Source organism: Pseudomonas germanica, assembly GCF_019614655.1.
Classification (GTDB): domain Bacteria; phylum Pseudomonadota; class Gammaproteobacteria; order Pseudomonadales; family Pseudomonadaceae; genus Aquipseudomonas; species Aquipseudomonas neuropathica.
The window spans coordinates 528,977-554,888 of sequence record NZ_CP071586.1; the positions used below are offsets into that span (position 1 = coordinate 528,977).

Sequence of the window (25,912 nt, forward strand, 5' to 3'; positions counted from 1 at the left end):
AAAAACAAAATCAAAAGATCGCAGCCTGCGGCAGCTCCTACAGGATTCGTTGCGCCGAAATTAACTCAAAATGATGACCGGTAGCTACAGGACAGCGAACGTGCCTTGCGCTTTTGCGACCAGTTTGTCGCCCTGCATCACGTCGGCTTCGACCACCAAAGTACGTCGGCCCGGGTGAATCACCCGCGCCGTGCACATGACCTCACCGTCGGAAACGGCGCGGATATAGTTGATCTTGCATTCGATGGTCGCGCTCTGCTGATCGAAGCCATGAGTGCTGGAACAGGCCAGCCCCATGGCGATATCGACCAGACTGAACAGCGCGCCACCGTGCAATTTGCCGCCGCGATTGCGCAGTTCCGGTTCCAGCACCAGGGCGACTTGCGCCACCCCGGTTTCCAGGCTGTGCAGGCGGCAGCCCAACAGCTTGAAAAACGCGCTCTCGACGAGCCCGGCCGGAATCTCCATCAGCGTTTCTTCAACTGCTTGGCGTTGGCGAACAGCGAGGCCATCGCGTTGTTCACTGGCGCTGCGGTGGCGGTTTCCTTGCGCGGCGCGTTGTTCGAAGGCTGGCGTTGCGCCGAGCCTGGACGCGAGCCACGGGCGCCGTCGATCTTCTCGCCCGGGGTGTCGCCCATGCGCATCGACAGACCGACGCGTTTGCGCGGAATGTCGACTTCCATGACCTTCACTTTCACCACATCGCCGGCCTTCACCGCTTCACGCGGGTCCTTGATGAACTTCTCCGACAGCGCCGAGATGTGCACCAGACCGTCCTGATGCACGCCGATGTCGACGAAGGCACCGAATGCGGTCACGTTGGTGACAACGCCTTCGAGGATCATCCCCAATTGCAGGTCTTTGAGGTCTTCAACGCCTTCCTGGAACTCGGCAGTCTTGAACTCCGGACGCGGGTCGCGGCCCGGTTTTTCCAGCTCTTGCAGGATGTCGGTGACGGTTGGCAGACCGAACGTCTCGTCGGTGAATTTCTTCGGATCCAGACGCTTGAGGAACCCGGCATCGCCGATCAGCGAGCGAATGTCGCGGTCGGTTTCAGCGGCAATGCGCTGCACTAGCGGGTAGGCTTCCGGGTGAACGGCCGACGAATCCAGCGGGTTGTCGCCGTTCATCACGCGTAAGAAACCGGCCGCCTGTTCGAAGGTTTTTTCGCCCAGACGCGCGACTTTCTTCAGCGCTGCGCGGGTTTTGAACGCACCGTGTTCGTCGCGGTGCGTGACGATGTTTTGCGCCAGCGTCGCGTTGAGGCCGGAGATCCGCGCCAGCAGCGCCACCGAAGCGGTGTTCACGTCAACGCCGACGGCGTTCACGCAGTCCTCGACCACAGCGTCCAGGCCGCGCGCCAGTTTCAACTGCGAAACGTCGTGCTGATACTGGCCGACACCGATGGATTTCGGATCTATTTTCACCAGCTCAGCCAGTGGATCCTGCAGACGACGGGCGATGGACACCGCGCCGCGGATCGACACATCCAGATCCGGGAATTCCTTGGCCGCCAGTTCCGACGCCGAGTACACCGATGCACCGGCTTCGGAGACCATGACTTTGGTCATCTTCATCGCTGGATATTTTTTGATCAGCTCGATCGCCAGTTTGTCGGTCTCGCGGCTGGCGGTGCCGTTGCCGATGGCGATCAGATCAACCGAATGCTTGGCGCACAGGGCGGCCAGAATGGCGATGGTCTGATCCCATTTGTTGTGCGGCACGTGCGGGTAAACCGTGGCGTGATCAAGCAGTTTGCCGGTCGAGTCGACCACGGCGACCTTGCAGCCGGTACGCAGGCCCGGGTCGAGACCCAGTGTTGCACGCGGGCCGGCCGGGGCGGCCAGCAGCAAGTCGTGCAGGTTGTGGGCGAAGACGTTGATCGCTTCGGTTTCGGCGCCGTCACGCAGCTCGCCGAGCAGGTCGGTTTCCAGGTGGGTGTAGAGCTTGACCTTCCAGGTCCAGCGCACCACTTCACCGAGCCACTTGTCGGCCGGGCGGTTCTGGTTCTGGATGCCAAATTGCTGGCCGATCATGCCTTCGCACGGGTGCATGGTGCCCGGCAGTTCGTCGCCGACTTTCAGCGCGGAGCTGAGGATGCCTTCGTTGCGTCCACGGAAAATGGCGAGCGCGCGGTGCGACGGCATGCTTTTCAGCGGTTCGTCGTGTTCGAAGTAATCGCGGAACTTGGCGCCTTCCTCTTCCTTGCCAGCGATGACGCGGGCACTGAGGGTCGCTTCCTGTTTCAGGTAGTTACGCAGTTTCTCCAGCAGGCTGGCGTCTTCTGCGAAGCGTTCCATGAGGATGTATTTGGCGCCTTCGAGCGCAGCCTTCACGTCGGCCACGCCTTTTTCGGCATCGACGAAGCGTGCGGCTTCGGTTTCCGGGGTCAGGTTCGGGTCGTTGAACAGGCCATCGGCCAAGTCGCCGAGGCCGGCTTCCAGGGCGATCTGGCCCTTGGTACGGCGCTTCTGCTTGTACGGCAGGTACAAGTCTTCGAGGCGAGTCTTGGTGTCAGCAAGTTTGATGTCGCGCTCAAGGGCAGGGGTGAGTTTGCCTTGCTCTTCGATGCTGGCGAGGATGCTGATGCGCCGTTCGTCGAGTTCTCGCAGGTAGCGCAGGCGCTCTTCCAGATGACGCAACTGGGTGTCATCGAGGCTGCCGGTGACTTCTTTCCGGTAACGGGCGATGAAGGGAACGGTAGAGCCTTCATCGAGTAGCGCGACGGCCGCTTCGACCTGTTGTGGGCGTACGCCGAGTTCCTCGGCAATGCGGCTGTTGATGCTGTCCATAAAACCACCTGACATATTGTGAAATCAGGCTCGCAGGCACGGAAATAAAGGCCCGGAGTCTGGTTGAGCGGCTAGAAAATTGCCGCTGCCTGGGTCAAAAGGCAGCCCATTGACCCGTGAAATCGAACAATTACTGCGCGCGGCAGGAAAAAAAGCCTGCCACCTGCGGTAACGATTCAGACGTTGCCTGGCACAAAACGCCGCGCATTATAACCAGCGTTCTGTCATTCGGGGGCGTCGCAGTCTGTAGGCATAAACCCCGGTTTTCTGGCAGTGAAGGAAAAATCTGCTAACAATGCACACGGTGCGTATAACGGCAGCTACGCCATAATGCGCGCCGAGCTAAAAGGAGCATCCAATGAGCAGCACTGCACAAACTGCTGAAGGCGAAAAAATTCTCATCGTTGACGACGATCCGGGCTTAAGCAGCCTGCTGGAACGTTTTTTCGTCAGCAAGGGCTACCGTGCCCGCACCGTACCGAACACCGAGCAGATGGATCGTCTGCTGTCGCGTGAAGTTTTCAATCTGGTGGTCCTCGACCTGATGTTGCCTGGCGAAGACGGTCTGACCGCGTGCCGCCGTCTGCGGGCCGCGAACAATCAGATTCCGATCATCATGCTCACCGCCAAGGGCGATGAGATGAGCCGCATCAAAGGCCTGGAACTGGGCGCCGACGACTATCTGGCCAAGCCGTTCAACCCGGATGAGCTGATGGCCCGTGTCAAAGCTGTCCTGCGTCGTCAGGCCGCACCGGTACCGGGCGCGCCGGGCAGCGAAGACGAAAACGTCACCTTCGGTGATTACGTCTTGTCGCTGGCCACTCGAGAATTGAAGCGCGGCGAAGAAGTGCACATGCTCACCACCGGTGAGTTTGCGGTACTCAAGGCTTTGGTAATGAACGCGCGTCAGCCACTGACCCGTGACAAACTGATGAACCTGGCCCGTGGCCGCGAGTGGGATGCCCTCGAGCGTTCCATCGATGTGCAGATTTCCCGTCTGCGTCGCATGATCGAGCCTGATCCGTCGAAGCCGCGCTATATCCAGACTGTCTGGGGCGTGGGCTACGTGTTCGTACCGGATGGTGCCGCCACCAAGTGATCGGTGATTTGTAGGAGCGGGTCTGCAGGTTTTGGTCGAACGGCCATGCCCGCAGACTCGCAATCCGCAATATGCGAGCATTGCTCGCTCCTGCAAGTGTGTAGCGGTTATAGATGAAAACCCCTGTCTGGTTCCCCCAAAGTTTTTTCTCCCGCACCCTTTGGCTGGTGCTCATCGTCGTGCTGTTTTCCAAGGCGCTGACCCTGGTTTATCTGTTGATGAACGAGGACGTGCTGGTGGATCGCCAATACAGCCATGGCGTCGCCCTGACGCTGCGTGCCTATTGGGCTGCGGATGAAGAAAACCGCGCAAAGATTGCTGATGCGGCGACCCTGATCCGGGTGGTCGGCGCCGGTGTGCCGGAAGGCGAACAGCACTGGCCGTACAGCGAAATCTATCAGCGACAAATGCAGGCGGAGCTGGGCGCCGACACCGAAGTGCGCTTGCGCATGCACTCGCCGCCAGCGTTGTGGGTGCGCGCGCCGAGCCTCGGTGATGGCTGGTTGAAGGTGCCGTTGTATCCGCACCCGTTGCGTGGCCAGAAAATCTGGAACGTGCTCGGCTGGTTCCTCGCCATCGGCTTGCTCTCGACAGCCTCTGCATGGATTTTCGTCAGTCAGCTCAACCAGCCGTTGAAACGTCTGGTGTATGCCGCCCGGCAGCTTGGTCAGGGCCGTAGCGTGCGGCTGCCGATCAGCGATACACCGAGCGAGATGACCGAGGTCTATCGCGCTTTCAACCAGATGGCGGAAGACGTCGAACAGGCCGGTCGCGAGCGTGAATTGATGCTGGCCGGCGTATCCCATGATCTGCGCACACCGTTGACCCGCTTGCGCCTGTCGCTGGAGTTGATGGGCGACCGCAACGACCTGACCGACGACATGGTGCGCGACATCGAAGATATGGACGCGATTCTCGACCAGTTCCTCGCGTTTATTCGTGATGGTCGCGACGAGTCGGTGGAAGAGGTGGATCTGACTGATCTGGTGCGCGAGGTGGCGGCGCCATACAACCAGAATGAAGAGAAAGTGCGTTTGCGTCTGGAGCCGATTCAGCCGTTCCCACTGCGTCGGGTCTCGATGAAGCGCTTGCTCAATAACCTGATCGGCAACGCCTTGAACCATGCCGGCGGTAGCGTGGAAGTCGCGGCTTATGTGTCCGGTGACGTCAATGCGCCTTATGTGGTGCTGAGCGTGATGGACCGCGGCGCGGGGATTGATCCTTCGGAACTTGAAGCGATTTTCAACCCGTTTACGCGAGGCGATCGTGCCCGGGGCGGTAAGGGCACCGGCTTGGGGTTGGCGATTGTGAAGCGGATTGCTTCGATGCATGGCGGCAATGTTGAATTGCGTAATCGGTCCGGGGGTGGACTGGAAGCGCGGGTGAGGTTGCCGTTGGGGCTAATGTTGCCTAGGGACGCTGTGTAGATCAAAAGCCCCTCACCCCAGCCCTCTCCCAGAGGGAGAGGGAGCCGACCGAGGTGTCTTGCGTCATACATCGACCTGCAAAATCAGGTCGATTATGGATTCAGCGGTACTCGTTCAAGTCGGCGTAGTTCTCCAATATCCCCCAATCAGTCCCCTCTCCCTTCGGGAGAGGGTTAGGCGGGCGGCGTTCCGATGAGGGGCTCTTGCTCTTAGCTCTAGCTCTTCGCTTTAGCCCTTGCCTTTGGTGCGGGTCATATTCGGCCCGCCATTCTTCTCAAGATGTTCAATGATGATCCCCGCCACATTCTTGCCGGTAGTGGTCTCGATCCCTTCCAGCCCCGGCGACGAGTTCACTTCCATAACCAGCGGCCCGTGATTGGAACGCAGGATATCCACACCCGCCACCGCCAGGCCCATGACCTTGGCTGCGCGCAACGCGGTCATGCGCTCTTCCGGGGTGATCTTGATCAGGCTGGCGCTGCCGCCACGATGCAGGTTGGAGCGGAACTCGCCCGGCTTGGCCTGACGCTTCATCGCTGCGATGACTTTGTCACCGACTACGAAGCAACGAATATCCGCACCGCCCGCTTCCTTGATGTACTCCTGAACCATGATGTTTTGCTTCAGGCCCATGAACGCCTCGATCACCGATTCGGCGGCGGTCGCGGTTTCGCATAACACCACGCCGATGCCCTGCGTGCCCTCCAGAACCTTGATTACCAGCGGCGCGCCGTTGACCATGTCGATCAAATCGGGAATGTCATCCGGCGAGTGAGCAAAACCCGTCACCGGCAGGCCGATGCCGCGCCGCGACAGCAGTTGCAGCGAACGCAACTTGTCCCGCGAACGGGCGATGGCCACCGATTCGTTGAGCGGGAATACCCCCATCATTTCGAACTGACGCAACACCGCGCAGCCATAAAACGTCACCGACGCACCGATCCGCGGAATCACCGCGTCGAAACCTTCCAGCGGTTTGCCGCGATAGTGGATCTGCGGCTTGTGGCTGGCGATGTTCATGTAGGCGCGCAAGGTGTCGATCACTACCATTTCATGCCCGCGCTCGGTTCCGGCTTCGACCAGACGGCGGGTGGAATACAGACGCGGGTTCCGCGACAGCACAGCGATCTTCATGCAACACCTGTGGAGGAGGTAGATACCGGGAACACCGGCTTGTCTTGTACATATTTGATGCCCGGATTGACCACCAACTGGCCATCGATCAGGGCTTTGGAGCCGAGCAACAGGCGATAGCGCATGGACTTGCGGCAGGCGAGGGTGAACTCGATCGGCCAGACCCGATCACCCAGGGCCAGAGTGGTGCTAATCACATAGCGCTCCTGGGCATGGCCGTTGGAGCTTTTGATGGTTTTGCGCGTCACCAGTGGCGCTTCGCAGCGGCGGTGACGCAACTGCACCACCGTGCCCAGGTGCGCGGTGAAACGTACCCATTTCTGGCCGTCGCGTTCGAACGGCTCGATGTCGGTGGCATGCAGGCTGGAGGTGCTGGCGCCGGTGTCGATTTTCGCTCGCAGGCCTGCGACTCCCAGATCAGGGAGCGCCACCCACTCGCGCAGACCGACAACGGTCAAATGGTCAAATGTCTTCAATAGAAAAAACCAACGATTAACGCGTCCAGGCCTCAGGTGAAACCCGGGCCAACGCTTTGAATGCAGGTTTGGCGAACCAGTAGCCCTGCATCAGAAATATTCCACAGTCGGCCAGGAAATCCCGTTCACCGGCGCTCTCAATGCCTTCGGCAATGACTGTAACGTCCAACTCCGCACAGATTGTGACAATCCCCCGAACGATCGCCTGACGAACACGGTCTTGATCGACATCGCGGATCAGCGCCATGTCGAGTTTGATCAGGTCCGGTTGGAAATCAGCCAGCAGATTGAGCCCCGAATAACCGGCACCGAAATCATCGATGGCGGTCTTGAAGCCGAATTCGCGGTATTCACGCAGAATATTGGTCAAATGGCGATAGTTATCTACGTGCTCGCTTTCCAGGGTTTCAAAAATCAGCCGGTCGAGAGGAAAACGGTGTTTTTTGGCCGCCTCGAGCGTACTGCGAATACACAGCTCTGGACGATAGACGGCGTTGGGCATGAAGTTGATCGACAAGTGTGTCTGCATATTAAGATTGGCCGCGCCTTCGATGGCGCGGGTTCGGCAGAGCTGGTCGAAACGGTAGCGGTTTTCTTCCGTAACCTGATTCAACACGGTGAATGCGCCTTCACCGTTCACACCGCGAACCAGCGCTTCGTGGGCGAAAACCGACTGGTCGCGCAGATCCACGATAGGTTGGTAGGCAAAGGCAAAATCGAAGCCCAGCGGTTCACTGTGCTGGCAGCCCTGGCAACCGGTGTGAGTCGAAGTCAATGAAGAGGGAAATTTAGTCACTTGAGCACCCCCATGCCGGTGCACCGGCCAAGATCACAGTCTATCTGGAGGGCCGAGTTGTTGCGCCCGACAGAAACGGTAGTACAGTTCCGACTACTGGCTGAACGAGGAATTCAAATGGCGCAAAAAAGCGAAGAGGACGACAAGGTTCGTCTCGACAAGTGGCTATGGGCCGCGCGTTTTTACAAAACCCGTGCCTTGGCCAAAGCGGCGATCGAAAGCGGCAAGGTGCATTGTCGCGGTGAGCGCTGCAAGCCTGGCAAAGAGCCGCGCATCGGCGATGAGTTCGAGATTCGTACTGGGTTCGAGGTGCGTACGGTGAAGGTCGAGGCTTTGTCGATTGTGCGGCGCGGCGCACCGGAGGCGCAGACGTTGTACGCGGAGACCGAGGCGAGTATTGCCAAACGTGAAGCGGCTGCGGCAATGCGCAAGGCGGGGGCGTTGGGTGTGAGTACCGACGGCAAGCCGAGCAAGAAGCAGCGGCGGGATTTGTTCAAGTTTCGGGGTAGCAGCAACGACGAGTAAGCGCGACGTTTCCGGGCTGTATGTGCTGGCCTCTTTGCGAGCAGGCTCGCTCCCACAGGAGATTGCATTTCAATCTGGGAGCGAGCCTGCTCGCGAATCGAGGGCGCAGCCCTCGCCGAAAACAGCTCGGTATCAGGCGCTACGCACCACACTCATCCGCGACACCAGCGGCAACTTGCCCAGCAGCGCGAATATCGGCGCTGTCACCTTCAACCAGAAGTTCGAGGCGTGATACGCAAACGGCGTGTAATAACCCCAGCCCAAGGCCCAAACCGCCAGCAGCAGACCGCCGATGTAATCGTCCTGACCCCAATGCGCACCGGCCACCAGTCGCGGCAGCATGAACAACAGCGCCAGACCCCAGATCGTCAGGAACTGGCCGACAGTACGACTGAACACGCCCATAAATAGCGCCCAAATCAGCAATACCGATGCATGATCCCCCGGGAAACTCTGGCCAGAACGATCCTTCAGCTCCCAGGTCTTCTCCATGTGCGGGAAGTAATCGCTGATATGCACCGCGCCTTCCAGCACCATCGACGGGCTGCTGTGCTGCCAGTCCATGTGGTCGGCGAATTTGGAAAACAGTGCGCGAATTACCACCATCAATAGCAGGATCGAGAAAAAACCGAAGAACGCACGACGCACATCAATCGCCTTGAAGACCCAGTCGCCCTTGATCAGCAGCGTCAGCAAGATCAGACCAACAACGATGTCGAACGGACGCAGACTTGCAATTGCCCAGATGTGGAGCCATATCGGGTTGCTGGCCAGCGGTGCATTGAGTGAGCGGAACAGCCACTCGTCGAAAATCACACACAGCGAGTTGCCCGTAGGCCATAACCAGAAAGCCAGTAGCGCCAGTGGCGCTACGTTGCACAGAACCAGCCGGCCGAGGTTCCACCTAGATTGGAACAAACCCGGATTGTTCATAAAATGCCTCCCATGGCAGAGCAGTCGGCACCAAAAAGAGTGCCAAGAAGCGCAAATTTTCACGTCTTGTAACCATTTTGTCACCACATTCAGATACCCAAAATTATGACCGAGCTAGCGGATACCGATTTCACTCAACGTTTCATCTTCGATGACAGCGACACGCGCGGCGAACTGGTTGCGCTTGAACGCAGCTACGCCGAAGTCCTCGCCAAGCACCCGTACCCGGAGCCGGTGGCGCAATTGCTGGGCGAATTGATGGCGGCCGCCTCCTTGCTGGTGGGCACGCTGAAGTTCGATGGCTTGCTGATTCTGCAGGCGCGTTCCGAAGGGCCGATCCCGCTGCTGATGATCGAATGCTCCAGCGAGCGCGAAATTCGTGGTCTGGCGCGTTATGACGCTGAGCGGATCAAGCCGGACGCGAGCCTTGCCGACCTGATGCCGGGCGGCGACCTGACCCTGACCGTCGACCCGACGATCGGCCAGCGTTACCAGGGCATCGTCGATCTTGATGGCGAAACCCTGTCTGAGTGCTTCACCAACTATTTCGTCATGTCGCAACAAGTTGGCACGCGCTTCAAGTTGTTCGCTGACGGCCGCCGTGCCCGCGGGATGCTGCTGCAACAACTGCCGGCCGACCGTTTGAAAGACGAAGAAGAGCGTGCCGCAAGTTGGCAGCACCTCACTGCACTGGCGAGCACGCTGACCGCCGATGAGTTGTTGAGTCTGGACAACGAAACCGTGTTGCATCGCCTCTACCATGAGGAGCAGGTGCGTCTGTTCGATGTGCAGAATCTGCGCTTTCGTTGCACCTGCTCACGCGAGCGTTCGGGCAACGCGCTGGTCAGTCTGGGTCTTGAGGATGCACAGCAATTGGTTCAAGAGAACGGCGGCACTGTCGAGATCGATTGCCAGTTCTGCAATCAGCAGTACCTGTTCGACGCAGCCGATATTGCTCAATTGTTCGCTGGCGCAGGCGTCGACACGCCGTCAGATACCCGGCACTAAAACGGTTCAGCGCAGGTAAATTCACTGCGTAACGACGGAATTTCGCCGTTGCGACGGGAGGACCCTACTCTTTTTGGGCTTTTCTGGCATAATCCGGCCCACTTTTTTCGCGGTAGTAGTGCACGACTTTCTACTACAAAACGTTTGGAGCACACTCGGCCACTGGCCGACGGGGAACCTCATGACGCAAGCCAATAACGCCGTGTACACCGATCTGAGTGTTGATGATCTGGTTAAAGAAGCCCTGAACCGCGGTGAGGGCGAGCTTGCCGATACCGGCGCTCTGGTTGTTCGCACTGGTCACCGCACCGGTCGTTCGCCTGTTGACCGTTTCATCGTTGAAGAGCCTTCCACCCAGGCCGCTATCGCCTGGGGCCCGATCAACCGCAAGTTCCCGGCCGACAAGTTCGACGCGCTGTGGGCTCGCGTAGAAGCCTTCAACAACGCGCAAGAGCACTTTGTGTCCCACGTGCATGTAGGCGCGGCGGAAGATCACTACCTGGCCGTGAAAATGACCACCCAGACTGCCTGGCAGAATCTGTTCGGTCGTTGCCTGTTCATCAACCCGGCCCAGTACAACCCGGCCGGTCGTGAAGAGTGGCAAGTGCTCAACGTGGCCAACTTCGAGTGCGTGCCTGAGCGTGACGGCACCAACTCCGACGGTTGCGTGATCCTCAACTTCGCACAGAAGAAAGTGTTGATCGCCGGCATGCGTTACGCCGGTGAGATGAAGAAAGCCATGTTCTCCGTGCAGAACTTCCTGCTGCCGGCCGCTGACGTGCTGCCAATGCACTGCGCTGCCAACATCGGCGAAGAAGGCGACGTGACTCTGTTCTTCGGTCTGTCGGGTACTGGTAAAACCACCCTGTCGGCCGACGAAAGCCGTTACCTGATCGGTGATGACGAACACGGCTGGGGCGAAGGCGTGGTGTTCAACATCGAAGGCGGTTGCTATGCCAAGTGCATCGACCTCTCCGAGAAGAACGAGCCGGTTATCTGGAAAGCCATCAAGCACGGCGCCGTGTTGGAAAACGTTGTCATCGACGACGCCAAGCACGCCGACTACGCCGATGTCAGCCTGACCCAGAACAGCCGCGCCGCGTACCCGCTGGAGCACGTTGCCAAGCGTTCCGAGAAGAACCTGGGCGGCGAGCCTAACGCGGTGATCTTCCTGACCTGCGACCTGACCGGTGTCCTGCCGCCAGTGTCGATCCTCAACGAAGAACAAGCGGCCTACCACTTCCTGTCCGGCTACACCGCACTGGTGGGTTCGACTGAAATGGGTTCGGGCAGCGGCATCAAGTCGACCTTCTCCACCTGCTTCGGCGCACCGTTCTTCCCGCGTCCGGCTGGCGAATACGCCGAGCTGCTGATCAAGCGCATCCGCGGCTTCGGCTCCAAGGTCTACCTGGTCAACACCGGCTGGACCGGCGGCGGCTACGGCGTCGGCAAACGCTTCAACATCCCGACCACCCGCGCGGTGATCGCAGCGATCCAGAGCGGCGCGCTGATCGGTGCAGCCACCGAACACCTCGACACCATCAACCTCGACGTGCCACTGGCCGTACCGGGCGTTGAAACCAACCTGCTCAACCCACGCAACACCTGGGCTGACAAGGCTGCGTACGACGAGGCTGCGAAAGCACTGGCCGGTCTGTTCATCGAGAACTTCAAGAAGTTCGAAGTGAGCGACGCGATCAAGGCTGCTGGGCCGAAGTTGTAAGATCTGTCGTGAATGAAGAAGCCGCCCTTTGGGGCGGCTTTTTTGTGGGTGATTAGAAGGTACGAAAAGCAAGCGCCATCCTTTCCTGCTCACTTCTGGACATCCCAAGCGCATTAGCGATCTCCGGCCAAAGACGGATCACGTCTTGAATGCGCTCAATGATGTCTGTTGAGTCCTCACGACTAACCCGAAAATACCCCGCGACTTCCCTCGCCAGCTCCAAGTCCAGCGCATTGTCAGAATCAGTGATGTTCAGCTTCAACCCATCCGCATGTGCCACCGGATTCATGTCATACGCTGCGGACAACCGCCATCCCCGACCAGGATCCAGAATAAAACCATGGTTTCGCAGGTGGTCATCGGTGTTGGAGACCAGGATGTTGAAGACGATTCGTGACCAGAGTTCACGGAGGTCGGTGTTGGGTTCCGAGCCGTGTTCCATGATCACTTCCGCCAACTCTAGATAGCTGGCGCCGGTTGAGGCGTCGTCGCCGTCGACGCGGTTGGTCATGGTCATGGCTGATGCGAAATGATGTCGGCCGCCGCGTTCGGTTCGGTCGAAACGCTTCACCAGAAAGCAGTGGTGATCGCTTGCGTAGCGTCGGGCTGTGCCGGTCGCTACGCGTAACCCGCAGTTGACTGCCAAAGCGTTCACGACCATTTCCCAACCACCGACATCATAGTCATCTCTCGTACTTGGGAATTTGGCGATCCACAGTTGGCCGAACTCGTCGACGACGCTGGCTTTCGGTCTGGCGCCGCCCAGTGAGCCGCCCGGTGCGATGAGCATTCTTAGCCATTCGCGGCCCTCGGTGGCTGTGTTGTCCCTATCGTTTTCCAAGGCGAGACTTGCCTGTTCTAACGCGCGTAGCTCGACAAAGGGTGGAGCTGCAACGCCGTCGCGGTCGTCGAGGAAGTTGCCTTCGTCATTGAGTTTGTAGCGAAGGGCGCCGACACGGAACAGGTCGTGCACGCCAAGCAGGTAATCGGATTCGAACAACTTGCTGTTGCTGGGGAGCAAGCCGTCGCGAATGTCCCTTTCCAATCGGCGTTTCATCAGCAGTTGGCCCCAACGATCGGGGCTTGAGTCTGCGAAGACGCCAAAGCGGCTCTGATGTTCGCCGGGGAATTGGCGACCTTCGAAGGGGCCGATGCGCGGGTCTAGAGTTATGGAACTCAACTCGGGATCGGCCAGCGCTTTCGGGTCGTACTCAAATTCGAACACGTTGGTGTTGCGTGTTTTCCTTGCGTGTAGAAACCCGAGGCGTCTGGCGCCTTTCAAAGATTCCCAGTCTGCATAAACAGCAATCAGCGTCATTCTTCACCTGTCGGGGGGCCAGCCTTTTTCTTCTTGTTCAAAAGGCTGGAGAGTGAGTGTGTGTTGAATGGGAAGTCAGCCGGAATTTTCGTGGTAGTGGCGGCATCGATTACGTTTGAAGCACCGACGTGTTCGGATGTGCCCTTTTTTACCGCACTGGCTGCTCGTACTCGCTGGGGCTTTTTCGCTGCGGATCGTGTTGCAGGCATTAACTGCGCATCCTGCAATTGGCGACCCGTTTCATCGGCTGCAGCGAGTTTGTTCAGATCCTTTTCCAGCCCCAGCACTTGCATGACCGAAAGGTAGGCACCGATGGTCACTCCTGATCCTCCCGTCTCCACATTGCGCAAGGTTGTCAGCGACATGCCAGATCGTTCAGCGACTTGCTTGGCCGTCAATTTTCGGCGCAGGCGAGCCAGCTTCAGGCGTTCGCCAAAGTCGACCAGAAGTCGAGCAGTGGAGGGCAAAAGCGGCGCTGTTTTCTTGGCCATGTGGCAGTATTCCTTCATTTTTTAACCTTAACTGCCAGAATAATAGCACTTAAGTAGAAGGGTGTAGGGTAGGGCGGATCTGCAGTGTTCAAGTTTTTAAATGGCATTATTCCAACTGTTTTTAGGATATACAGCCAGAATACTGCCACTTATGGGGGGCTGTAATTTCCATTCAGTTTGTGTTTCTACGGTTCATTTCGAGAGCTGACTCACTTGAAGGAAGTGGCTTGTCGTAGCAGGCTCGCTTTTGCTCAAGCGACAACGCGGTCTTGTCGTCTGTTTTCGGTGTAGAGGTCGGACTGGAAGCGCTACGCTCCCGGCGTAAGATCTCGTCCATTTCCTGGACGCTTTCCATCAGCTCATCAAAAAATTTGCTCATGGTTACTCCGATGGTTACTCCGATGGTTAATTGCCTTATTTACCGCTCTCGACGGATAGGTGAGAGCGGTTTAATCACTCAAGCTCCGGTCGGAGCTTTCCAATTGAGCATCCGCTGCTGCGCAACCTGCAGCAGGTCACAGCCATCCTGCGTCAGCAGATAGAGGGCGTGGGTGATGTGGGGGATGTCTTCGACGTCGGCTTGTTTGAAGTTGAGGCAATAGAGGGTGCGTAGCAGGTCGCTTGAAGCGCGCAGGCGCTGGACGGCGCATTCGAGGATGTCTTGCGGGTTGGCCTCGGTGTCGATGAGCAGAGGCTTGGAGTCGGTGAGGTTGGATTCGAGTGGGCGGTAGCGATCGGTGGTGAATTGATTCCATGTTTTCATTTTTTGATCCTCATATGCTTCAGGTGAAGCCACCACATCGTGACCAAGCGACAGGAGGCAACTGTGTTCGGGTTGGTCAACCGGTGAGGATCGTGCACATACCCGGCACACCCGAAGGTGTCCCAAACACAGTCACCATAAACTGCAGGCAAATGAGTGCCGGCAGCATACAGCGCATGCGTATACACGATCCAATCGGGTGACCAAGCCCGAGCCGCTGAATTGACAGCGACAGCCACGACTATAGAGATCAGCTACACGAAGCCGATAGAAGACAAGGAGTCTGTCCTTGTAGGAACGGGACGCAGATTTGATAGGTCATCGCCGCTGATCGACCTTCTGTTTTAAACGAGCGCGTTTATCAGCCATCAATGCTCTGGATAACTCATCGGGAATGCTGGGGCGAGGATCATCAAGGCTGGCTTGAACCTGTCGGATTAACCAAGCCGTGTAGGCATCCTCGTCACTCGGTGGATCGAACTCATCGCTCGTAACATTCATTGTTGGATTCCTGCCCAAGGAGATATAGCGCTGACCTGGCGTGGCCTAGTTGTACGCCGGCTGCGCTGGCCTCTGCTTGGCCACTTCAAGCAAGTCGCAGCCATCCTGAACCAGCAGATAAAGCGCGTTAACGATGTTTGGAATGTCTTTCACATCAGCCTGTTTGAAACATAAGCAGTAGAGCGTTTCCAGCAAATCACCGGCCGCGCGCAGGCGTTGATCGGCGGCATTAATCAGGTCAGTCTGGCTGGACTGGCTGTCGATAAGCAGTACCGGGTTTTCGCTGTAGCAGGTCTTGAGTGGGCGATAGCGGTTGATCATGGTGAGGCGTGTCCTGTTCTAAAGCGCTGGGGCGGGCCGGCAGCGGATTTGCAGCCGCGCCGGCCACTATAGAAGGGCGTTTCTCTGTGGGACAAGACAGCCGCAATGGACAGTGTTCGTAGGGGTTTTTCCGTGTTTTGAGGAAATACCCTACGTGTTTTCGCAGCTTTTTCAGGCCAAAACCCTTAGGCGTAATAATTCCTACGTGATTGTCAGGCGATTCGCGGTAAACCGCTGTATCGTGCGCGCCAGAATCTGTAGGGCGTTTCCAAACGTCTGACACGCGCTTAAAGGGAATTAGGTATGCACTGGCTACGAATGGCCGCGATTTTATTGCTCGGGCTGAGCACTTGCCGTTTGACCATGGCCTCTGACATTGGCAATGCGTGGGTGCTGGATCGCCTCGATCGCACCGATTGGCCAGAGGCACTCATCAGCCAGGCGAGCATGGACACGGCGTCGCGCGGTGAGGTGTTGATGTTCGCCAAAGCCCTATTGGCCAGCGAAGCACTGGATGAAGAGGGGCTTGAGCAGCGACTCGGTGTGCCCCACGTGAAACTGAAGTCGATTCGCCATGTGCGCGACGGTCTCTGGGAGGGGTTGCTGAGCACCTATCGCAGCGCCAGTCAGAACTGTGATGAGCAACCGTTCTGCCCGCGTGTGCGCAGCGTCGCTGATTTGCGGCAGTTGGCAGCGGCATTCACCGGCGACATCAGCCCGGCCCATGCGCTGTGGGCGAGCAAGAGCCAAGGTGTGCATGAGCAGATGCTGAATGAGCAGTTGCGGGTGGCGGTTTTACGTCCCTGACTTTTTAAATTTTGTGGTGTGGCGGCTGGCCTCTTCGCGAGCAGGCTCGCTCCCACAGAGTCCCCCGGTGTTCGTGGCATCCGCTGTATCATTCCGAATCGATTTGGCCCCGACCTTTTCTCGACTCGCTGCGATCGCCCGCTAGGCTGTTGGCATGGCAGCAGTCAATGGAGTGACAGCGAATGCACAACACCCTGGAACAGGTTTTTGGTTTTCCACAGTTTCGACCCGGTCAAGAAACCGCGATCAGCGCGGTACTGGCCGGGCGCTCGGCGGCGGCGATTTTTCCTACCGGTTCCGGCAAGTCGATTTGTTATCAATTGCCAGCGCTGATGCTGCCGCACCTGACGTTGGTGGTGTCGCCATTATTGGCGCTGATGCAGGATCAACTGGCCTTTTTGCAGCGACACGGTATCTCGGCTGGCAGCATCGATTCGGCGCAGAGTCGCGATGATGCCAATGACGTGATGGCCCGCGCCCGCTCGGGTGAATTGAAGATTTTGATGATCTCGGTGGAGCGCTTGAAAAACGAGCGCTTTCGCAACTTTTTGCAGCAGGTGCCAATCTCGCTGCTGGTGGTGGACGAGGCGCATTGCATCTCGGAGTGGGGCCATAACTTCCGCCCCGATTATCTCAAGCTGCCGGACTATCAGCGCCAGTTCAACATCCCGCAAACTTTGCTACTGACGGCCACCGCAACACCGAAAGTCATCGCCGACATGCAGGCCAAATTCGCTATCGCCGCTGACGATGTGGTGACCACCGGCTTCTACCGGCCCAACCTCAATCTGCTGGTCGAACCGGTACGTGGCCAGGACAAGCGCCGGCGGCTGGTCGAGTGGATGACCGAGCGTGCGGGGCAGCCGAGCATCGTCTACGTGACCTTGCAGAAAACTGCTGAGCACATCGCTGATCACCTTGAGCGCAACGGCATTCAGGCCGAGGCGTATCACGCGGGTTTAGCCCACGACAAACGCGAGGCGATCCAGAAGCGCTTCATGGCCGGGCAATCCAATTGCATCGTCGCGACCATCGCATTCGGCATGGGCATCGACAAGAGTGACATCCGCAATGTCGTGCACTTCGACCTGCCCAAATCCATCGAAAACTACAGCCAGGAAATTGGCCGCGCCGGGCGCGACGGGCAGCCATCGGACTGTCTGGTATTGGCTAATCGCGACAGCCTCAATGTGCTGGAAAACTTCGTCTACGGCGATACGCCGGAGCGCGACGGCATTCGCTATGTACTCGATGAGCTAAAGGCCTCGGTGCCGGAAGGGCAGTGGGAGTTTCTGCTCGGGCCGCTGGCGGATCAGAGCAACATTCGCGCACTGCCGCTGAAGACCTTGCTGGTGCAACTGGAACTGCGCGGTTTGATCGCGCCGCGCTACGCCTATTACGCCGAATACCGTTTCAAATACCTGCTGGAACCCGAAGTGCTGCTTGAGCGTTTTGAGGGCGAACGCAGGGATTTCGTCGCTGCAATTATTCAGACCTCGGCTCGCGCGCGCACTTGGGCCACGGTGAATTTCGAGGCGATGTATTCGCAATATTCCGCCGAGCGCAATCGGGTGGTGAAGGCGCTGGATTACTTTCAGGAAAAAGGCTGGGTCGAACTGGAAAGCAAGCAGATGACCGAAGTCTACAGCCTGCTGAATAGTGACTTTGACAGCGACGTCCTGAGTGCCGAGCTGCATGAGTTTTTCACCCGGCATGAGCAGGCCGAAGTGGCGCGCATCCACGCCATGCTTGAAGTGTTCGCCACCGAACGCTGCCTGGGCAATCGCCTGGCCAAGTATTTCGGTGATCACAATGCGCCCGAGCAATGCGGGCATTGCTCGGTGTGTCATGGCCAGGTGGCGCGGTTGCCGGCACCACCGGAGTTGCCAGCACTTGTGGATAAAAACTTCGCGGCGCTGTGTGGTGATTTTATCCACAGGCATGAGCAGCAAACCGGGGTGATTCCAACGGCTGAGCGGTTGACGCGATTTTTGTGTGGGATCAGCGTGCCGCTGTTCACCAAGCTCAAGGCGCGGACGATTACCGGGTTTGCCGCATTGGAGGAGTATCCCTATGCCGAAGTCCGCAGCTGGGCGCAAGAGCACCTCTGATCCTTGTAGGAACTGCCGAAGGCTGCGATCTCTTGCTCTTGAAAAAATCAGCATCAAAAGATCGCGGCCTTCGGCAGCTCCTACATTAAGTGTCATCAGGGAAGGGGCTCTATCCATCCGCTGAATGTCGATCATCACGGTAATAAACTTCAAAAAACGTCGATGGCTGACTAAGGTGAGACCAGTCTTTGGATCGCCAACAAGAGAACAACATGAGCCAGACAACCTTCGATATTCAGCAAGCCGCGGTGATCGGCGCGGGCACCATGGGCCGGGGCATTGTCATGTGCCTGGCCAATGCCGGCGTGACGGTACAATGGGTGGATAACAATCCACAGATGCTTGAGCAGGCACTCGCCACTGTGGCCGAGACTTATGCACACAACGTGCGCCAGGGACGGATTGATCAGGCCGAGGCGGATGCGCGTCTGGCGCGGGTCAGTGCGGCGGCGGATTATGCGGCGATTCGCAATGTCGATCTGGTGATCGAGGCGGTGTACGAAAATCTTGAGCTGAAGCAGAAGATCTTTCGTGAGCTGGATGGTTTGCTCAAGCCTGAGGCACTGTTGGCAAGCAATACGTCGGCACTGGATATCGATGCGATAGCCGCAGCGACAAAGCGTCCGAATCAGGTGTTGGGCCTGCATTTCTTCAGTCCGGCGCACATCATGAAACTGCTGGAAATCGTTCGCGGCGCACAGACCTCTGCGGCGGTGCTGGAGGCGGCACTGGCACTGGGCAAACGCATGGGCAAGGTCAGTGTGGTGTCGGGCAACTGCCACGGTTTTATCGGCAATCGCATGCTGCATCCGTATGTCCTGGAGGCGCGCAAAATGTTGCTTGAGGGCGCTTATCCACAGCAGGTCGACGCAGCCTTGCAAGGTTTCGGTTTTGCCATGGGGCCGTTCCGCATGTACGACGTGGTCGGCATCGATCTGGAATGGCGTGCACGCGAGTTGACCGGAAAGGGCCAGGATGCGCCAGAGGTTCAGGTGGATAACCGTTTGTGCGAGATGGGACGGTTCGGGCAGAAGTCCGGCAATGGTTATTACCATTACGAGCCGGGCAGTCGTCAGGCTGAGCACGATCCTGAGGTCGATGCGCTGGTATTGCAGGTCAGCGAAGGGCTGGGCTTCCAGCGCCGCGAGATCGGTCCTGAGGAGATCCTGGAGCGCAGTCTTCTGGCATTGGTCAACGAGGGTGCGAAGATTTTGCAGGAGGGCATTGCCGAGTCTGCACACGACATCGATCTGGTGTACCTGAATGGCTACGGCTTCCCGGCGGACAAGGGCGGGCCGATGGCCTGGGCGGATCAACAAGGGCTGGCGGATATTCATTCGCGGCTGTTGGCGCTGGAGACGCGGCAGGGTGATCAGTGGAAGCCGGCGCGGTTGATTGGTGAGTTGGCGGCAAAAGGGAAGGGGTTTGCTCAAATGTGATGTCGCCGCCAGAATCGATCCCCCTCACCCCAGCCCTCCCGAAACGTCGGACCGCCCCCAAAGGGGGCGAGGGGAAAGGGAGCCGATCTGCGTGGGTTTCAAAACTTGAGTTCGACTCGACAGTTCAGGTCGGTGTATTTCGAGAGAACACCTCGGTCAGTCCCCTCTACCTCTGGGAGAGGGCTAGGGTGAGGGCAAGCAGCCTCACTGAAAAAACAAGAGAACCAGCACAACCATGTCCACCCCTCAGCGCACCGACTACCCTCACTTCCAGTCCATCACCACACGCTGGCACGACAACGACGCTTACGGTCACGTCAACAACGTTACTTACTACAGCTTCTTCGACACGGCCGTGAACACCTACCTGATTCAAGTCGGTGGTCTGGATATCCATGACGGCGAGATAGTGGGGTTTGTCGTCAGTTCGGCGTGTGATTACTTCGCCTCGATCGCTTTCCCGGATCTGATCGAGATCGGTTTGCGGGTCGGCAAGCTGGGCAACAGTTCAGTGCAGTACGAATTGGCAGTGTTCAAGGTCGGCGAAAGCGAGGCGTGTGCGGCCGGGCGCTTCGTTCACGTATTCGTCGATCGGGCGACTAATCAGCCGGTGCCGATTCCTGCCGAACTGCGGCAGGCACTGGAATACCTGGTGGTGTAAACGGCAAAAAAAATCGCAGCCCTTGGGCTGCGATTTTGCTTTACCGGCCAGCAAGGTGTTTGAGGCCTCAGTCGCGATAATACTTGTGATGTTTGCGGTGGCCGTAAGCGTGGCCGCGGCCCGGGTGACGGTCGCGGTAATAACCACGGTCACGGTCACGACGGCGATCATAATGACGATCATCGTCATCACTCTTGTTACCCATGTAGTTACCCAGCGCGCCACCGGCACCGCCACCTGCTGCGGAGCCGATCAGGCTGCCGGTGGTGCCGCCCATGCTGCGGCCGACCACGTTACCGCCGGCTGCGCCCAACGCACCACCGATGGCGGCTTCGCCACGGCTGCGTTTGTCGGCGCCGACCGCACTGCCACCCGCGCCGCCGAGGGCTGCGCCGATGGTGGAACCTGTATTGCCGCCTAAGGACTGACCGACGACCGAGCCAAGAACCCCGCCCAATGCGCCGCCCACACCTGCTTCGGTGGTGCCGCCTGCGGAAGCAAAACCACTGACCAGGCCAAGGGACAACAAGAGAATCGAGGAGAACTTCATAGATGAGCCTCAAAGGGATGACGGCGCCGATCCTGAGGCTGCGTAACAAGCGTGACAATCGAAATCCGACGAATAACACGACTTGTATACAAAAACGTAAGTTACTGTTTTATGGGCGGAACTTAACGGTTTTTCGCCGGTCTTTAGCTACTTAGGACAGGCCGCTTTTGTGAAAAAGCGGCCTTTTTTGTGGGCGTTTGAAAAGCAGAAGCGAAAAGATCGCAGCCTTCGGCAGCTCCTACAGGAATCGGCGTAGGAACTGCCGAAGGCTGCGATCTTTTGATTTTGGATTAAGCCGACTTGGCCATGATCAACCCAGTCTCACTCGCCGCTTCCAACCGAATCGCAATGAACTTCGACGTCGGGGTATGGCTGCCATCCCCAGTGCTCTCCAGCGGCACCAGCGGATTCACTTCCGGGTAATACGCCGCCGCTTGCCCGGCCGGAATATCAAACGCCAGCAAGGTGAAGCCCTTCACCCGACGCTCGCGACCATCGTCCCATATCGAAACAATGTCAGCCTTCTGTCCCGGCCGGAAGCCCAGACGAATGATGTCCGCCTCATTGGCGAACAGCACATCACGCTGGCCCTTGACCCCGCGATAACGGTCGTCGAGGCCATAAATCGTCGTGTTGTACTGATCGTGGGAGCGCATCGATTGCAGGATCAGATCCGGCAGTTGTCCGGTGGCGCGGGTGCGTTCGTGCACCAGATCTTTCGGTAGCATATTGGCGCGGAAATTGGCCCGGCCCGACGGCGTGTTCCACTTGCGCGCGCCGGCGCTGTTGCCGAGGTAGAAACCGCCCGGGTTCTTGATCTTCTCGTTGAACGCTTTGAAATTGGGAATGGTGTCGGCGATCAGTTCGCGGATGCGCCCGTAATCAGCCACCAGCCAGTTCCAGTCCACCGGTTTACTGCCCAATGTGGCGGCAGCGATCCCGGCAATGATCGACGGCTCTGAACGCATCTGGTTCGACAGCGGCTGCAACTGACCGTTGGAGGCGTGAACCATGCTGAACGAGTCTTCCACGGTGACCGCTTGCGGGCCTTCGGTCTGGATATCGATGTCGGTACGACCGAGGCACGGCAGGATCAGCGCGTCTTTACCGTGAGCCAGGTGGCTGCGGTTGAGCTTGGTGCTGATCTGCACGGTCAGGTCGCAATTGCTCAGTGCGGCGAAGGTACGCGGGCTATCCGGCGTGGCTTGGGCGAAGTTGCCGCCCAGACCGATGAAGACCTTGGCGCGACCCTCAGCCATTGCGTGGATCGCTTCAACCACGTTGTGGCCGTTGTGGCGCGGCACCTTGAACTGGAAGCGTCGCTCCAGCGAATCGAGGAACGCCACCGGCGGACGCTCGTTGATGCCCATTGTGCGGTCGCCTTGCACGTTACTGTGGCCGCGCACCGGGCACAGGCCGGCGCCCGGTTTGCCGATGTTGCCGCGCAGCAGCATCAGGTTGGCGATTTCCTGAATCGTCGGCACCGAGTGGCGATGCTGAGTGATGCCCATCGCCCAGCACATGATTACGTTCTTGCCCTTGGCGTACATACGCGCGGCTTGCTCGATTTCGACGAGGGTCAGGCCGGATTGCTCGACGATCTGTTCCCACGGCGTATCGTCAACGACACCGAGGTACTCCAGCACATTGGCGCTGTGGGCGTTGAGGAAGTCGTGATCGAACACAGCAGGCTCGCCAGCCTTCTGCGCATCGCGCTCCCACTGCAGAAGGAACTTGGCCATGCCGCGCAGCAGCGCCATGTCGCCACCGAGGGCCGGACGGAAATACGCGGTGTTGGTTGGCTTGTCGCCGTTGGTGAGCATTTCGATCGGGTGTTGCGGGTGCTGGAAGCGCTCCAGGCCACGCTCTTTCAATGGGTTGATGCACACCACTTGCGCGCCGCGTTTCACTGCCTCACGCAAGGGTTCGAGCATGCGCGGGTGGTTGGTGCCCGGGTTCTGGCCCCAAACGAAAATCGCATCGGCGTGTTCGAAGTCATCGAAGGTCACGGTGCCTTTGCCGACGCCGACGCTCTGCGCCAGGGCAACACCGCTGGCCTCGTGGCACATGTTCGAGCAGTCCGGGAAGTTGTTAGTACCGTAAGCGCGCACAAACAGTTGATACAGATACGCCGCTTCGTTGCTGGCGCGACCCGAGGTGTAGAACTCGGCCAGATCCGGACTCGGCAGACTTTGCAGGTGCTTGGCGATCAGCGTGTAGGCGTCGTCCCAACTGATCGGCTTGTAGCGATCGGTTTCGGCGTCATAAACCATCGGCTCGGTCAGGCGGCCCTGATACTCCAGCCAGTAGTCGCTCTGCTCCAGCAACGAAGTAACGCTGTGTTTGGCGAAGAACTTGGCATCCACGCGACGCTTGGTCGCTTCCCAGTTCACCGCTTTCGCGCCGTTTTCGCAGAACTTGACCATGCCGCTTTCCGGCGAATCGCCCCACGCGCAACCCGGGCAGTCGAAGCCGCCGTTCTGGTTGGTCTTGAGCATCATGCGCAGGTTTTTCAGGGCGTTGTCGCTGGTCAACCAGGCCTGAGCCACACTGATCAGGGCACCCCAGCCACCGGCGGCACCTTTGTAAGGCTTGTAGCGCGGGACAGGTTTCTGGTCGGCTTGATGATGTTGGCTCACGCTTGATTCTCCATCGCGGGGCTGTACACCCGCGGCGCACTTTTCTGCGGCAGGTGGATGAGATTGAGGTTGTGTCGACGGGCCCATTGCACGGCAAGGCCGGTGGGTGCGGAAAGGCTGACCAGGGTCTGGATGCCGGCGCGCAAAACTTTCTGGATCAATTCGAGACTGCAACGGCTGGTAACAATCGCCAGTCCGCCATCTGTGGATATCTTCTGGCGGATCAGTCCGCCGATCAGCTTGTCGAGGGCGTTGTGCCGGCCGATGTCTTCGCGCCCGAGCAACAATTCGCCGCTGGCGTTCATGAACACCGCCGCATGCACCGCGCCGCAGTGCTGACCGAGCGGTTGAAACGCGCCGATGCGCTGACGCAGACCGTCGAGCCATTCGCTCGGTGGCAGCGGCGCGCCGGACAACACCTTGAGGTCGGGCAATGCCTGCTCCACCGCTTCAACACCGCACAACCCGCAACCGCTGGTGCCCGCCATTTGCCGGCGCTGTTGCTTGAGATTCCAGAACGCACGGTTGGCGATGGTCACTTGCGCGTATTGCGCAGACCCGGCGCCGGTCAGTTGCAGGTCATAGATGTCGGTGGCGTCCTCGATGATGCCGCTGCCGAGGCTAAAGCCGACGATGAAGTCTTCCAGGTCGGTCGGTGTCACCAGCATCACCGCCTGACTGATGCCGTTGTAGGCGATCGCCAACGCGACTTCCTCAGCCAGCGCAGTGCTGGCCGATTCCTCACGGGGTAAATCGCTGTAACTGTAGGTCTGGCTGGCGGCAGGCGCGGGCGTTTCAAGTGCAGGCGCCGCGCAGGCAGGGCGCTTGGCGTTCATGGCATCACCGACGGTTTGATCAACGTTAAGACTAGGCGCGGCAAGTTGTCGCGTCTAATCGCTAGTGTCGATCTATCGATAGAGGCCGTCGATCAAGGCACCGTTGGCGATTTCTGATACAGCGCGAAACAGGCCTCGGCTAACGCTGAACGCGGGGCGCCACGGCGCATGATCAGGCCCAGCGGGGCGAGGGTTTGAGCGTTTTCGATGGGTTGCAGGCGCAGGTGGTCGGTGAGTTTTTCCAGGCCGCCGTCGAGCGGCATGATCGCGCAGCAAAAGCCGCCGTGTACTGCTTGTAACAATTGATGCACGGCGTCGGTTTGCAGCAACGGTTGCGGAGTCAGGCCACGGCTGTGGAAGTTGTGGTCGATGGATTGACGGAAATGCATGCCGCTGGTGAGCATGCCTAGCGGCAGTTCGATCAGTGATTCCCAGCTCAGCGGAGCTTCACCGAAGGTAAAAGTGCGCTGGTCGTACAGCAGGCCCATGCGGGTTTCGTCGAATGCCAGTGATTCGAAACGTTCGTGATCCAGGCGGTCGAGATAAGAAACACCGATGTCGATTCGGTTGTTCGCCAGATGCTCGAGGATCTGCTCAGAACTCAGTGCCGACATTTCAAAGCGCAGATTCGGGTGGGCGCTGTGCAGGCGTTGCATCAACGGCAGCGGATCAAAACTCGACAGCGGCACCACGCCCAGCCTCAGCGTGCCGATCAGATTGCCGCGACACGCCGCCGCTTCCGCGTGCAAACCGTCATAAGCCGCCATCACCGAGCGCGCCCACGCCAGCACGCGCTCGCCCGGCGCGGTGAAACCTTCGAAACGCTGGCCACGGTTGACCAGTGGCAGGTCGAGTTCTTCTTCAAGACTGCGCAGGCGCATCGACAGCGTTGGCTGGGTGATATGGCAACGCGCGGCGGCCTGGCCGAAATGGCGGGTTTCGTCGAGGGCGATGAGGAATTTCAGCTGCTTGATGTCCATCTTCGCTCCAGGCGCTGGCAGGGGTGGCAGATTCTACCGCTTGCGCGGTGGCAGGGTCATTGGTCGGCTTGGAACCGGGTTTGTCTGCGGTGGTCTAGGCTTGGACGACTGAACCTTTATTCCATGGAGAGAACCACGATGAGCCTTTTTAGTTTTGTTAAAGAAGCCGGTGAGAAGTTGATCGATCTGCTGACCCCGGGCAACGCCAATGCCAGTGAGCAGTTGAAGGAACACATCAGCAAGGTCGGCCTGGGCAATCCGAATGTGCAGGCGACGGTGGACGGCGACAAAGTGACCGTCACCGGTGAAGTCGCGAGTCAGGAAGAGAAAGAGAAGATTCTGTTGGCGGTGGGCAATATTGAAGGTGTCGGCAGCGTTGATGATCAGATCACGGTGACTGGTCCGGTGGTGGCGGCAGCAAAGTTTGTCGTGGTGAAAAAAGGCGACACCCTCAGTGCGATTTCCCTCGCTGTGTATGGCAATGCTAACCAGTACAACAAGATCTTTGAGGCCAACAAGCCGATGCTCAAGGATGTGAACAAAATCTATCCGGGTCAGACCCTGCGTATTCCTGAGTAACAC

At 58.5% G+C, this 25,912-nt stretch carries 26 protein-coding genes; 10 read left to right on the forward strand and 16 right to left on the reverse strand.

The genetic code is table 11. The annotated features are described in order from the left end of the window. Nucleotides 1–84: 84 nt before the first annotated feature. Both J0G10_RS02305 and J0G10_RS02310 read right to left on the reverse strand, forming a co-directional pair. Nucleotides 85–468 (reverse strand): PaaI family thioesterase, encoded by a 384-nt coding sequence (locus tag J0G10_RS02305; RefSeq protein ID WP_053116527.1) that lies wholly within the window; start codon nt 466–468, stop codon nt 85–87. Next, nucleotides 468–2,792: a Tex family protein gene (locus tag J0G10_RS02310; RefSeq protein ID WP_095047101.1), complete on the reverse strand. Its 2,325-nt coding sequence runs from the start codon at nt 2,790–2,792 to the stop codon at nt 468–470. Before J0G10_RS02310 ends, J0G10_RS02305 begins: the two co-directional genes overlap by 1 nt. A gap of 358 nt (nt 2,793–3,150) precedes the next feature. Here J0G10_RS02310 and ompR point away from each other — a divergent pair, with 358 nt between their 5' ends. Together ompR and J0G10_RS02320 are read left to right on the forward strand one after the other, a co-directional pair. Next, a complete protein-coding gene (gene ompR, locus J0G10_RS02315) occupies nt 3,151–3,891 on the forward strand; it encodes an osmolarity response regulator transcription factor OmpR (RefSeq protein WP_095047102.1) in 741 nt (246 codons plus the stop codon). Between the two features lie 113 nt (nt 3,892–4,004). After that, nucleotides 4,005–5,318 carry an ATP-binding protein gene (locus J0G10_RS02320; protein WP_095047103.1) on the forward strand — a complete coding sequence of 438 codons (1,314 nt, stop codon included), beginning with the start codon at nt 4,005–4,007 and terminating at the stop codon, nt 5,316–5,318. Nucleotides 5,319–5,546: 228 nt separating this feature from the next. Here the strand turns inward: J0G10_RS02320 and rimK are convergent, their stop codons facing one another. From rimK to rimA, 3 genes are read right to left on the reverse strand one after another with little or no spacing between them, the layout of a single operon-like run. Beyond that, the gene (rimK, locus tag J0G10_RS02325) at nt 5,547–6,452 is read right to left on the reverse strand and encodes a 30S ribosomal protein S6--L-glutamate ligase (RefSeq protein ID WP_007949201.1); all 906 of its coding nucleotides are present in this window, start codon (nt 6,450–6,452) and stop codon (nt 5,547–5,549) included. After that, on the reverse strand, nt 6,449–6,928 hold the full coding sequence (gene rimB, locus J0G10_RS02330) for a retropepsin-like aspartic endopeptidase RimB (RefSeq protein ID WP_095047104.1): 480 nt from the start codon (nt 6,926–6,928) through the stop codon (nt 6,449–6,451). The genes rimK and rimB overlap by 4 nt, the downstream gene beginning before the upstream one ends. A gap of 16 nt (nt 6,929–6,944) precedes the next feature. After that, entirely contained in the window at nt 6,945–7,724 is a 780-nt protein-coding gene (rimA, locus tag J0G10_RS02335) for a S6 modification regulatory phosphodiesterase RimA (RefSeq protein WP_095047105.1), read from the reverse strand. Nucleotides 7,725–7,841: 117 nt separating this feature from the next. Between rimA and J0G10_RS02340 the strand changes: the two genes are divergently transcribed. Then, nucleotides 7,842–8,249, forward strand: coding sequence for an RNA-binding S4 domain-containing protein (locus J0G10_RS02340; protein WP_007917939.1), 408 nt, complete (start codon nt 7,842–7,844; stop codon nt 8,247–8,249). Nucleotides 8,250–8,381: 132 nt separating this feature from the next. Here J0G10_RS02340 and J0G10_RS02345 read toward each other — a convergent pair whose 3' ends face one another. Then, on the reverse strand, nt 8,382–9,182 hold the full coding sequence (locus J0G10_RS02345; protein ID WP_220557309.1) for a phosphatase PAP2 family protein: 801 nt from the start codon (nt 9,180–9,182) through the stop codon (nt 8,382–8,384). A gap of 105 nt (nt 9,183–9,287) precedes the next feature. Here J0G10_RS02345 and hslO point away from each other — a divergent pair, with 105 nt between their 5' ends. Both hslO and J0G10_RS02355 read left to right on the forward strand, forming a co-directional pair. Next, nucleotides 9,288–10,190 carry an Hsp33 family molecular chaperone HslO gene (gene hslO, locus J0G10_RS02350; protein ID WP_093429984.1) on the forward strand — a complete coding sequence of 301 codons (903 nt, stop codon included), beginning with the start codon at nt 9,288–9,290 and terminating at the stop codon, nt 10,188–10,190. 181 nt (nt 10,191–10,371) lie between these two features. After that, a complete protein-coding gene (locus J0G10_RS02355; protein WP_025110978.1) occupies nt 10,372–11,913 on the forward strand; it encodes a phosphoenolpyruvate carboxykinase in 1,542 nt (513 codons plus the stop codon). A 52-nt stretch (nt 11,914–11,965) separates the two neighbouring features. On the opposite strand, the gene J0G10_RS02360 is transcribed toward J0G10_RS02355, so the two are convergent. The 6 genes from J0G10_RS02360 to J0G10_RS02385 all read right to left on the reverse strand — a co-directional run bounded on the left by J0G10_RS02360 (nt 11,966) and on the right by J0G10_RS02385 (nt 15,307). Further along, nucleotides 11,966–13,231 (reverse strand): type II toxin-antitoxin system HipA family toxin, encoded by a 1,266-nt coding sequence (locus J0G10_RS02360; protein WP_220557311.1) that lies wholly within the window; start codon nt 13,229–13,231, stop codon nt 11,966–11,968. Further along, nucleotides 13,228–13,722, reverse strand: a complete 495-nt coding sequence (locus J0G10_RS02365; protein ID WP_095047109.1) for a helix-turn-helix domain-containing protein — start codon at nt 13,720–13,722, stop codon at nt 13,228–13,230. Before J0G10_RS02365 ends, J0G10_RS02360 begins: the two co-directional genes overlap by 4 nt. A 172-nt stretch (nt 13,723–13,894) precedes the next feature. Continuing rightward, nucleotides 13,895–14,101 (reverse strand): hypothetical protein, encoded by a 207-nt coding sequence (locus J0G10_RS29915; protein ID WP_095047110.1) that lies wholly within the window; start codon nt 14,099–14,101, stop codon nt 13,895–13,897. A 78-nt stretch (nt 14,102–14,179) separates the two neighbouring features. After that, nucleotides 14,180–14,485 carry a hypothetical protein gene (locus tag J0G10_RS02375; RefSeq protein WP_095125279.1) on the reverse strand — a complete coding sequence of 102 codons (306 nt, stop codon included), beginning with the start codon at nt 14,483–14,485 and terminating at the stop codon, nt 14,180–14,182. Nucleotides 14,486–14,803: 318 nt separating this feature from the next. Then, nucleotides 14,804–14,986, reverse strand: coding sequence for an antitoxin PaaA2 family protein (locus tag J0G10_RS02380; protein WP_220557312.1), 183 nt, complete (start codon nt 14,984–14,986; stop codon nt 14,804–14,806). Between the two features lie 45 nt (nt 14,987–15,031). Continuing rightward, nucleotides 15,032–15,307, reverse strand: coding sequence for a hypothetical protein (locus J0G10_RS02385; RefSeq protein ID WP_220557314.1), 276 nt, complete (start codon nt 15,305–15,307; stop codon nt 15,032–15,034). A gap of 303 nt (nt 15,308–15,610) precedes the next feature. Here J0G10_RS02385 and J0G10_RS02390 point away from each other — a divergent pair, with 303 nt between their 5' ends. The 4 genes from J0G10_RS02390 to J0G10_RS02405 all read left to right on the forward strand — a co-directional run bounded on the left by J0G10_RS02390 (nt 15,611) and on the right by J0G10_RS02405 (nt 20,325). Continuing rightward, entirely contained in the window at nt 15,611–16,114 is a 504-nt protein-coding gene (locus J0G10_RS02390; protein WP_220557316.1) for a polysaccharide deacetylase, read from the forward strand. A 182-nt stretch (nt 16,115–16,296) separates the two neighbouring features. Further along, the gene (locus tag J0G10_RS02395) at nt 16,297–18,225 is read left to right on the forward strand and encodes a RecQ family ATP-dependent DNA helicase (RefSeq protein ID WP_220557317.1); all 1,929 of its coding nucleotides are present in this window, start codon (nt 16,297–16,299) and stop codon (nt 18,223–18,225) included. Nucleotides 18,226–18,437: 212 nt separating this feature from the next. Next, nucleotides 18,438–19,664: a 3-hydroxyacyl-CoA dehydrogenase gene (locus J0G10_RS02400; protein ID WP_220557319.1), complete on the forward strand. Its 1,227-nt coding sequence runs from the start codon at nt 18,438–18,440 to the stop codon at nt 19,662–19,664. 235 nt (nt 19,665–19,899) lie between these two features. Then, on the forward strand, nt 19,900–20,325 hold the full coding sequence (locus tag J0G10_RS02405) for an acyl-CoA thioesterase (protein WP_220557320.1): 426 nt from the start codon (nt 19,900–19,902) through the stop codon (nt 20,323–20,325). A gap of 67 nt (nt 20,326–20,392) precedes the next feature. Here J0G10_RS02405 and J0G10_RS02410 read toward each other — a convergent pair whose 3' ends face one another. From J0G10_RS02410 to J0G10_RS02425, 4 genes are all read right to left on the reverse strand, one after another. Further along, nucleotides 20,393–20,875, reverse strand: coding sequence for a glycine zipper domain-containing protein (locus J0G10_RS02410; protein WP_095047118.1), 483 nt, complete (start codon nt 20,873–20,875; stop codon nt 20,393–20,395). Nucleotides 20,876–21,165: 290 nt separating this feature from the next. Continuing rightward, on the reverse strand, nt 21,166–23,514 hold the full coding sequence (locus J0G10_RS02415) for an FdhF/YdeP family oxidoreductase (protein ID WP_186620742.1): 2,349 nt from the start codon (nt 23,512–23,514) through the stop codon (nt 21,166–21,168). Beyond that, nucleotides 23,511–24,350, reverse strand: a complete 840-nt coding sequence (fdhD, locus tag J0G10_RS02420; protein WP_095047120.1) for a formate dehydrogenase accessory sulfurtransferase FdhD — start codon at nt 24,348–24,350, stop codon at nt 23,511–23,513. Before fdhD ends, J0G10_RS02415 begins: the two co-directional genes overlap by 4 nt. A gap of 92 nt (nt 24,351–24,442) precedes the next feature. Then, nucleotides 24,443–25,330: a LysR family transcriptional regulator gene (locus J0G10_RS02425; RefSeq protein WP_095047121.1), complete on the reverse strand. Its 888-nt coding sequence runs from the start codon at nt 25,328–25,330 to the stop codon at nt 24,443–24,445. Between the two features lie 138 nt (nt 25,331–25,468). Here J0G10_RS02425 and lysM point away from each other — a divergent pair, with 138 nt between their 5' ends. After that, the gene (gene lysM, locus J0G10_RS02430; RefSeq protein ID WP_220557322.1) at nt 25,469–25,909 is read left to right on the forward strand and encodes a peptidoglycan-binding protein LysM; all 441 of its coding nucleotides are present in this window, start codon (nt 25,469–25,471) and stop codon (nt 25,907–25,909) included. The last annotated feature ends 3 nt before the right edge of the window (nt 25,910–25,912 follow it).

Bases quoted from the DNA above. Each gene is read 5' to 3' on its own strand.
- J0G10_RS02305 (WP_053116527.1), bottom strand. From the start codon at position 468: ATGGAGATTCCGGCCGGGCTCGTCGAGAGCGCGTTTTTCAAGCTGTTG.
- J0G10_RS02310 (WP_095047101.1), bottom strand. From the start codon at position 2,792: ATGGACAGCATCAACAGCCGCATTGCCGAGGAACTCGGCGTACGCCCA.
- ompR (WP_095047102.1), top strand. From the start codon at position 3,151: ATGAGCAGCACTGCACAAACTGCTGAAGGCGAAAAAATTCTCATCGTT.
- J0G10_RS02320 (WP_095047103.1), top strand. From the start codon at position 4,005: ATGAAAACCCCTGTCTGGTTCCCCCAAAGTTTTTTCTCCCGCACCCTT.
- rimK (WP_007949201.1), bottom strand. From the start codon at position 6,452: ATGAAGATCGCTGTGCTGTCGCGGAACCCGCGTCTGTATTCCACCCGC.
- J0G10_RS02340 (WP_007917939.1), top strand. From the start codon at position 7,842: ATGGCGCAAAAAAGCGAAGAGGACGACAAGGTTCGTCTCGACAAGTGG.
- J0G10_RS02345 (WP_220557309.1), bottom strand. From the start codon at position 9,182: ATGAACAATCCGGGTTTGTTCCAATCTAGGTGGAACCTCGGCCGGCTG.
- hslO (WP_093429984.1), top strand. From the start codon at position 9,288: ATGACCGAGCTAGCGGATACCGATTTCACTCAACGTTTCATCTTCGAT.
- J0G10_RS02355 (WP_025110978.1), top strand. From the start codon at position 10,372: ATGACGCAAGCCAATAACGCCGTGTACACCGATCTGAGTGTTGATGAT.
- J0G10_RS02360 (WP_220557311.1), bottom strand. From the start codon at position 13,231: ATGACGCTGATTGCTGTTTATGCAGACTGGGAATCTTTGAAAGGCGCC.
- J0G10_RS02365 (WP_095047109.1), bottom strand. From the start codon at position 13,722: ATGGCCAAGAAAACAGCGCCGCTTTTGCCCTCCACTGCTCGACTTCTG.
- J0G10_RS29915 (WP_095047110.1), bottom strand. From the start codon at position 14,101: ATGAGCAAATTTTTTGATGAGCTGATGGAAAGCGTCCAGGAAATGGAC.
- J0G10_RS02375 (WP_095125279.1), bottom strand. From the start codon at position 14,485: ATGAAAACATGGAATCAATTCACCACCGATCGCTACCGCCCACTCGAA.
- J0G10_RS02380 (WP_220557312.1), bottom strand. From the start codon at position 14,986: ATGAATGTTACGAGCGATGAGTTCGATCCACCGAGTGACGAGGATGCC.
- J0G10_RS02385 (WP_220557314.1), bottom strand. From the start codon at position 15,307: ATGATCAACCGCTATCGCCCACTCAAGACCTGCTACAGCGAAAACCCG.
- J0G10_RS02390 (WP_220557316.1), top strand. From the start codon at position 15,611: ATGCACTGGCTACGAATGGCCGCGATTTTATTGCTCGGGCTGAGCACT.
- J0G10_RS02395 (WP_220557317.1), top strand. From the start codon at position 16,297: ATGCACAACACCCTGGAACAGGTTTTTGGTTTTCCACAGTTTCGACCC.
- J0G10_RS02400 (WP_220557319.1), top strand. From the start codon at position 18,438: ATGAGCCAGACAACCTTCGATATTCAGCAAGCCGCGGTGATCGGCGCG.
- J0G10_RS02405 (WP_220557320.1), top strand. From the start codon at position 19,900: ATGTCCACCCCTCAGCGCACCGACTACCCTCACTTCCAGTCCATCACC.
- J0G10_RS02410 (WP_095047118.1), bottom strand. From the start codon at position 20,875: ATGAAGTTCTCCTCGATTCTCTTGTTGTCCCTTGGCCTGGTCAGTGGT.
- fdhD (WP_095047120.1), bottom strand. From the start codon at position 24,350: ATGAACGCCAAGCGCCCTGCCTGCGCGGCGCCTGCACTTGAAACGCCC.
- J0G10_RS02425 (WP_095047121.1), bottom strand. From the start codon at position 25,330: ATGGACATCAAGCAGCTGAAATTCCTCATCGCCCTCGACGAAACCCGC.
- lysM (WP_220557322.1), top strand. From the start codon at position 25,469: ATGAGCCTTTTTAGTTTTGTTAAAGAAGCCGGTGAGAAGTTGATCGAT.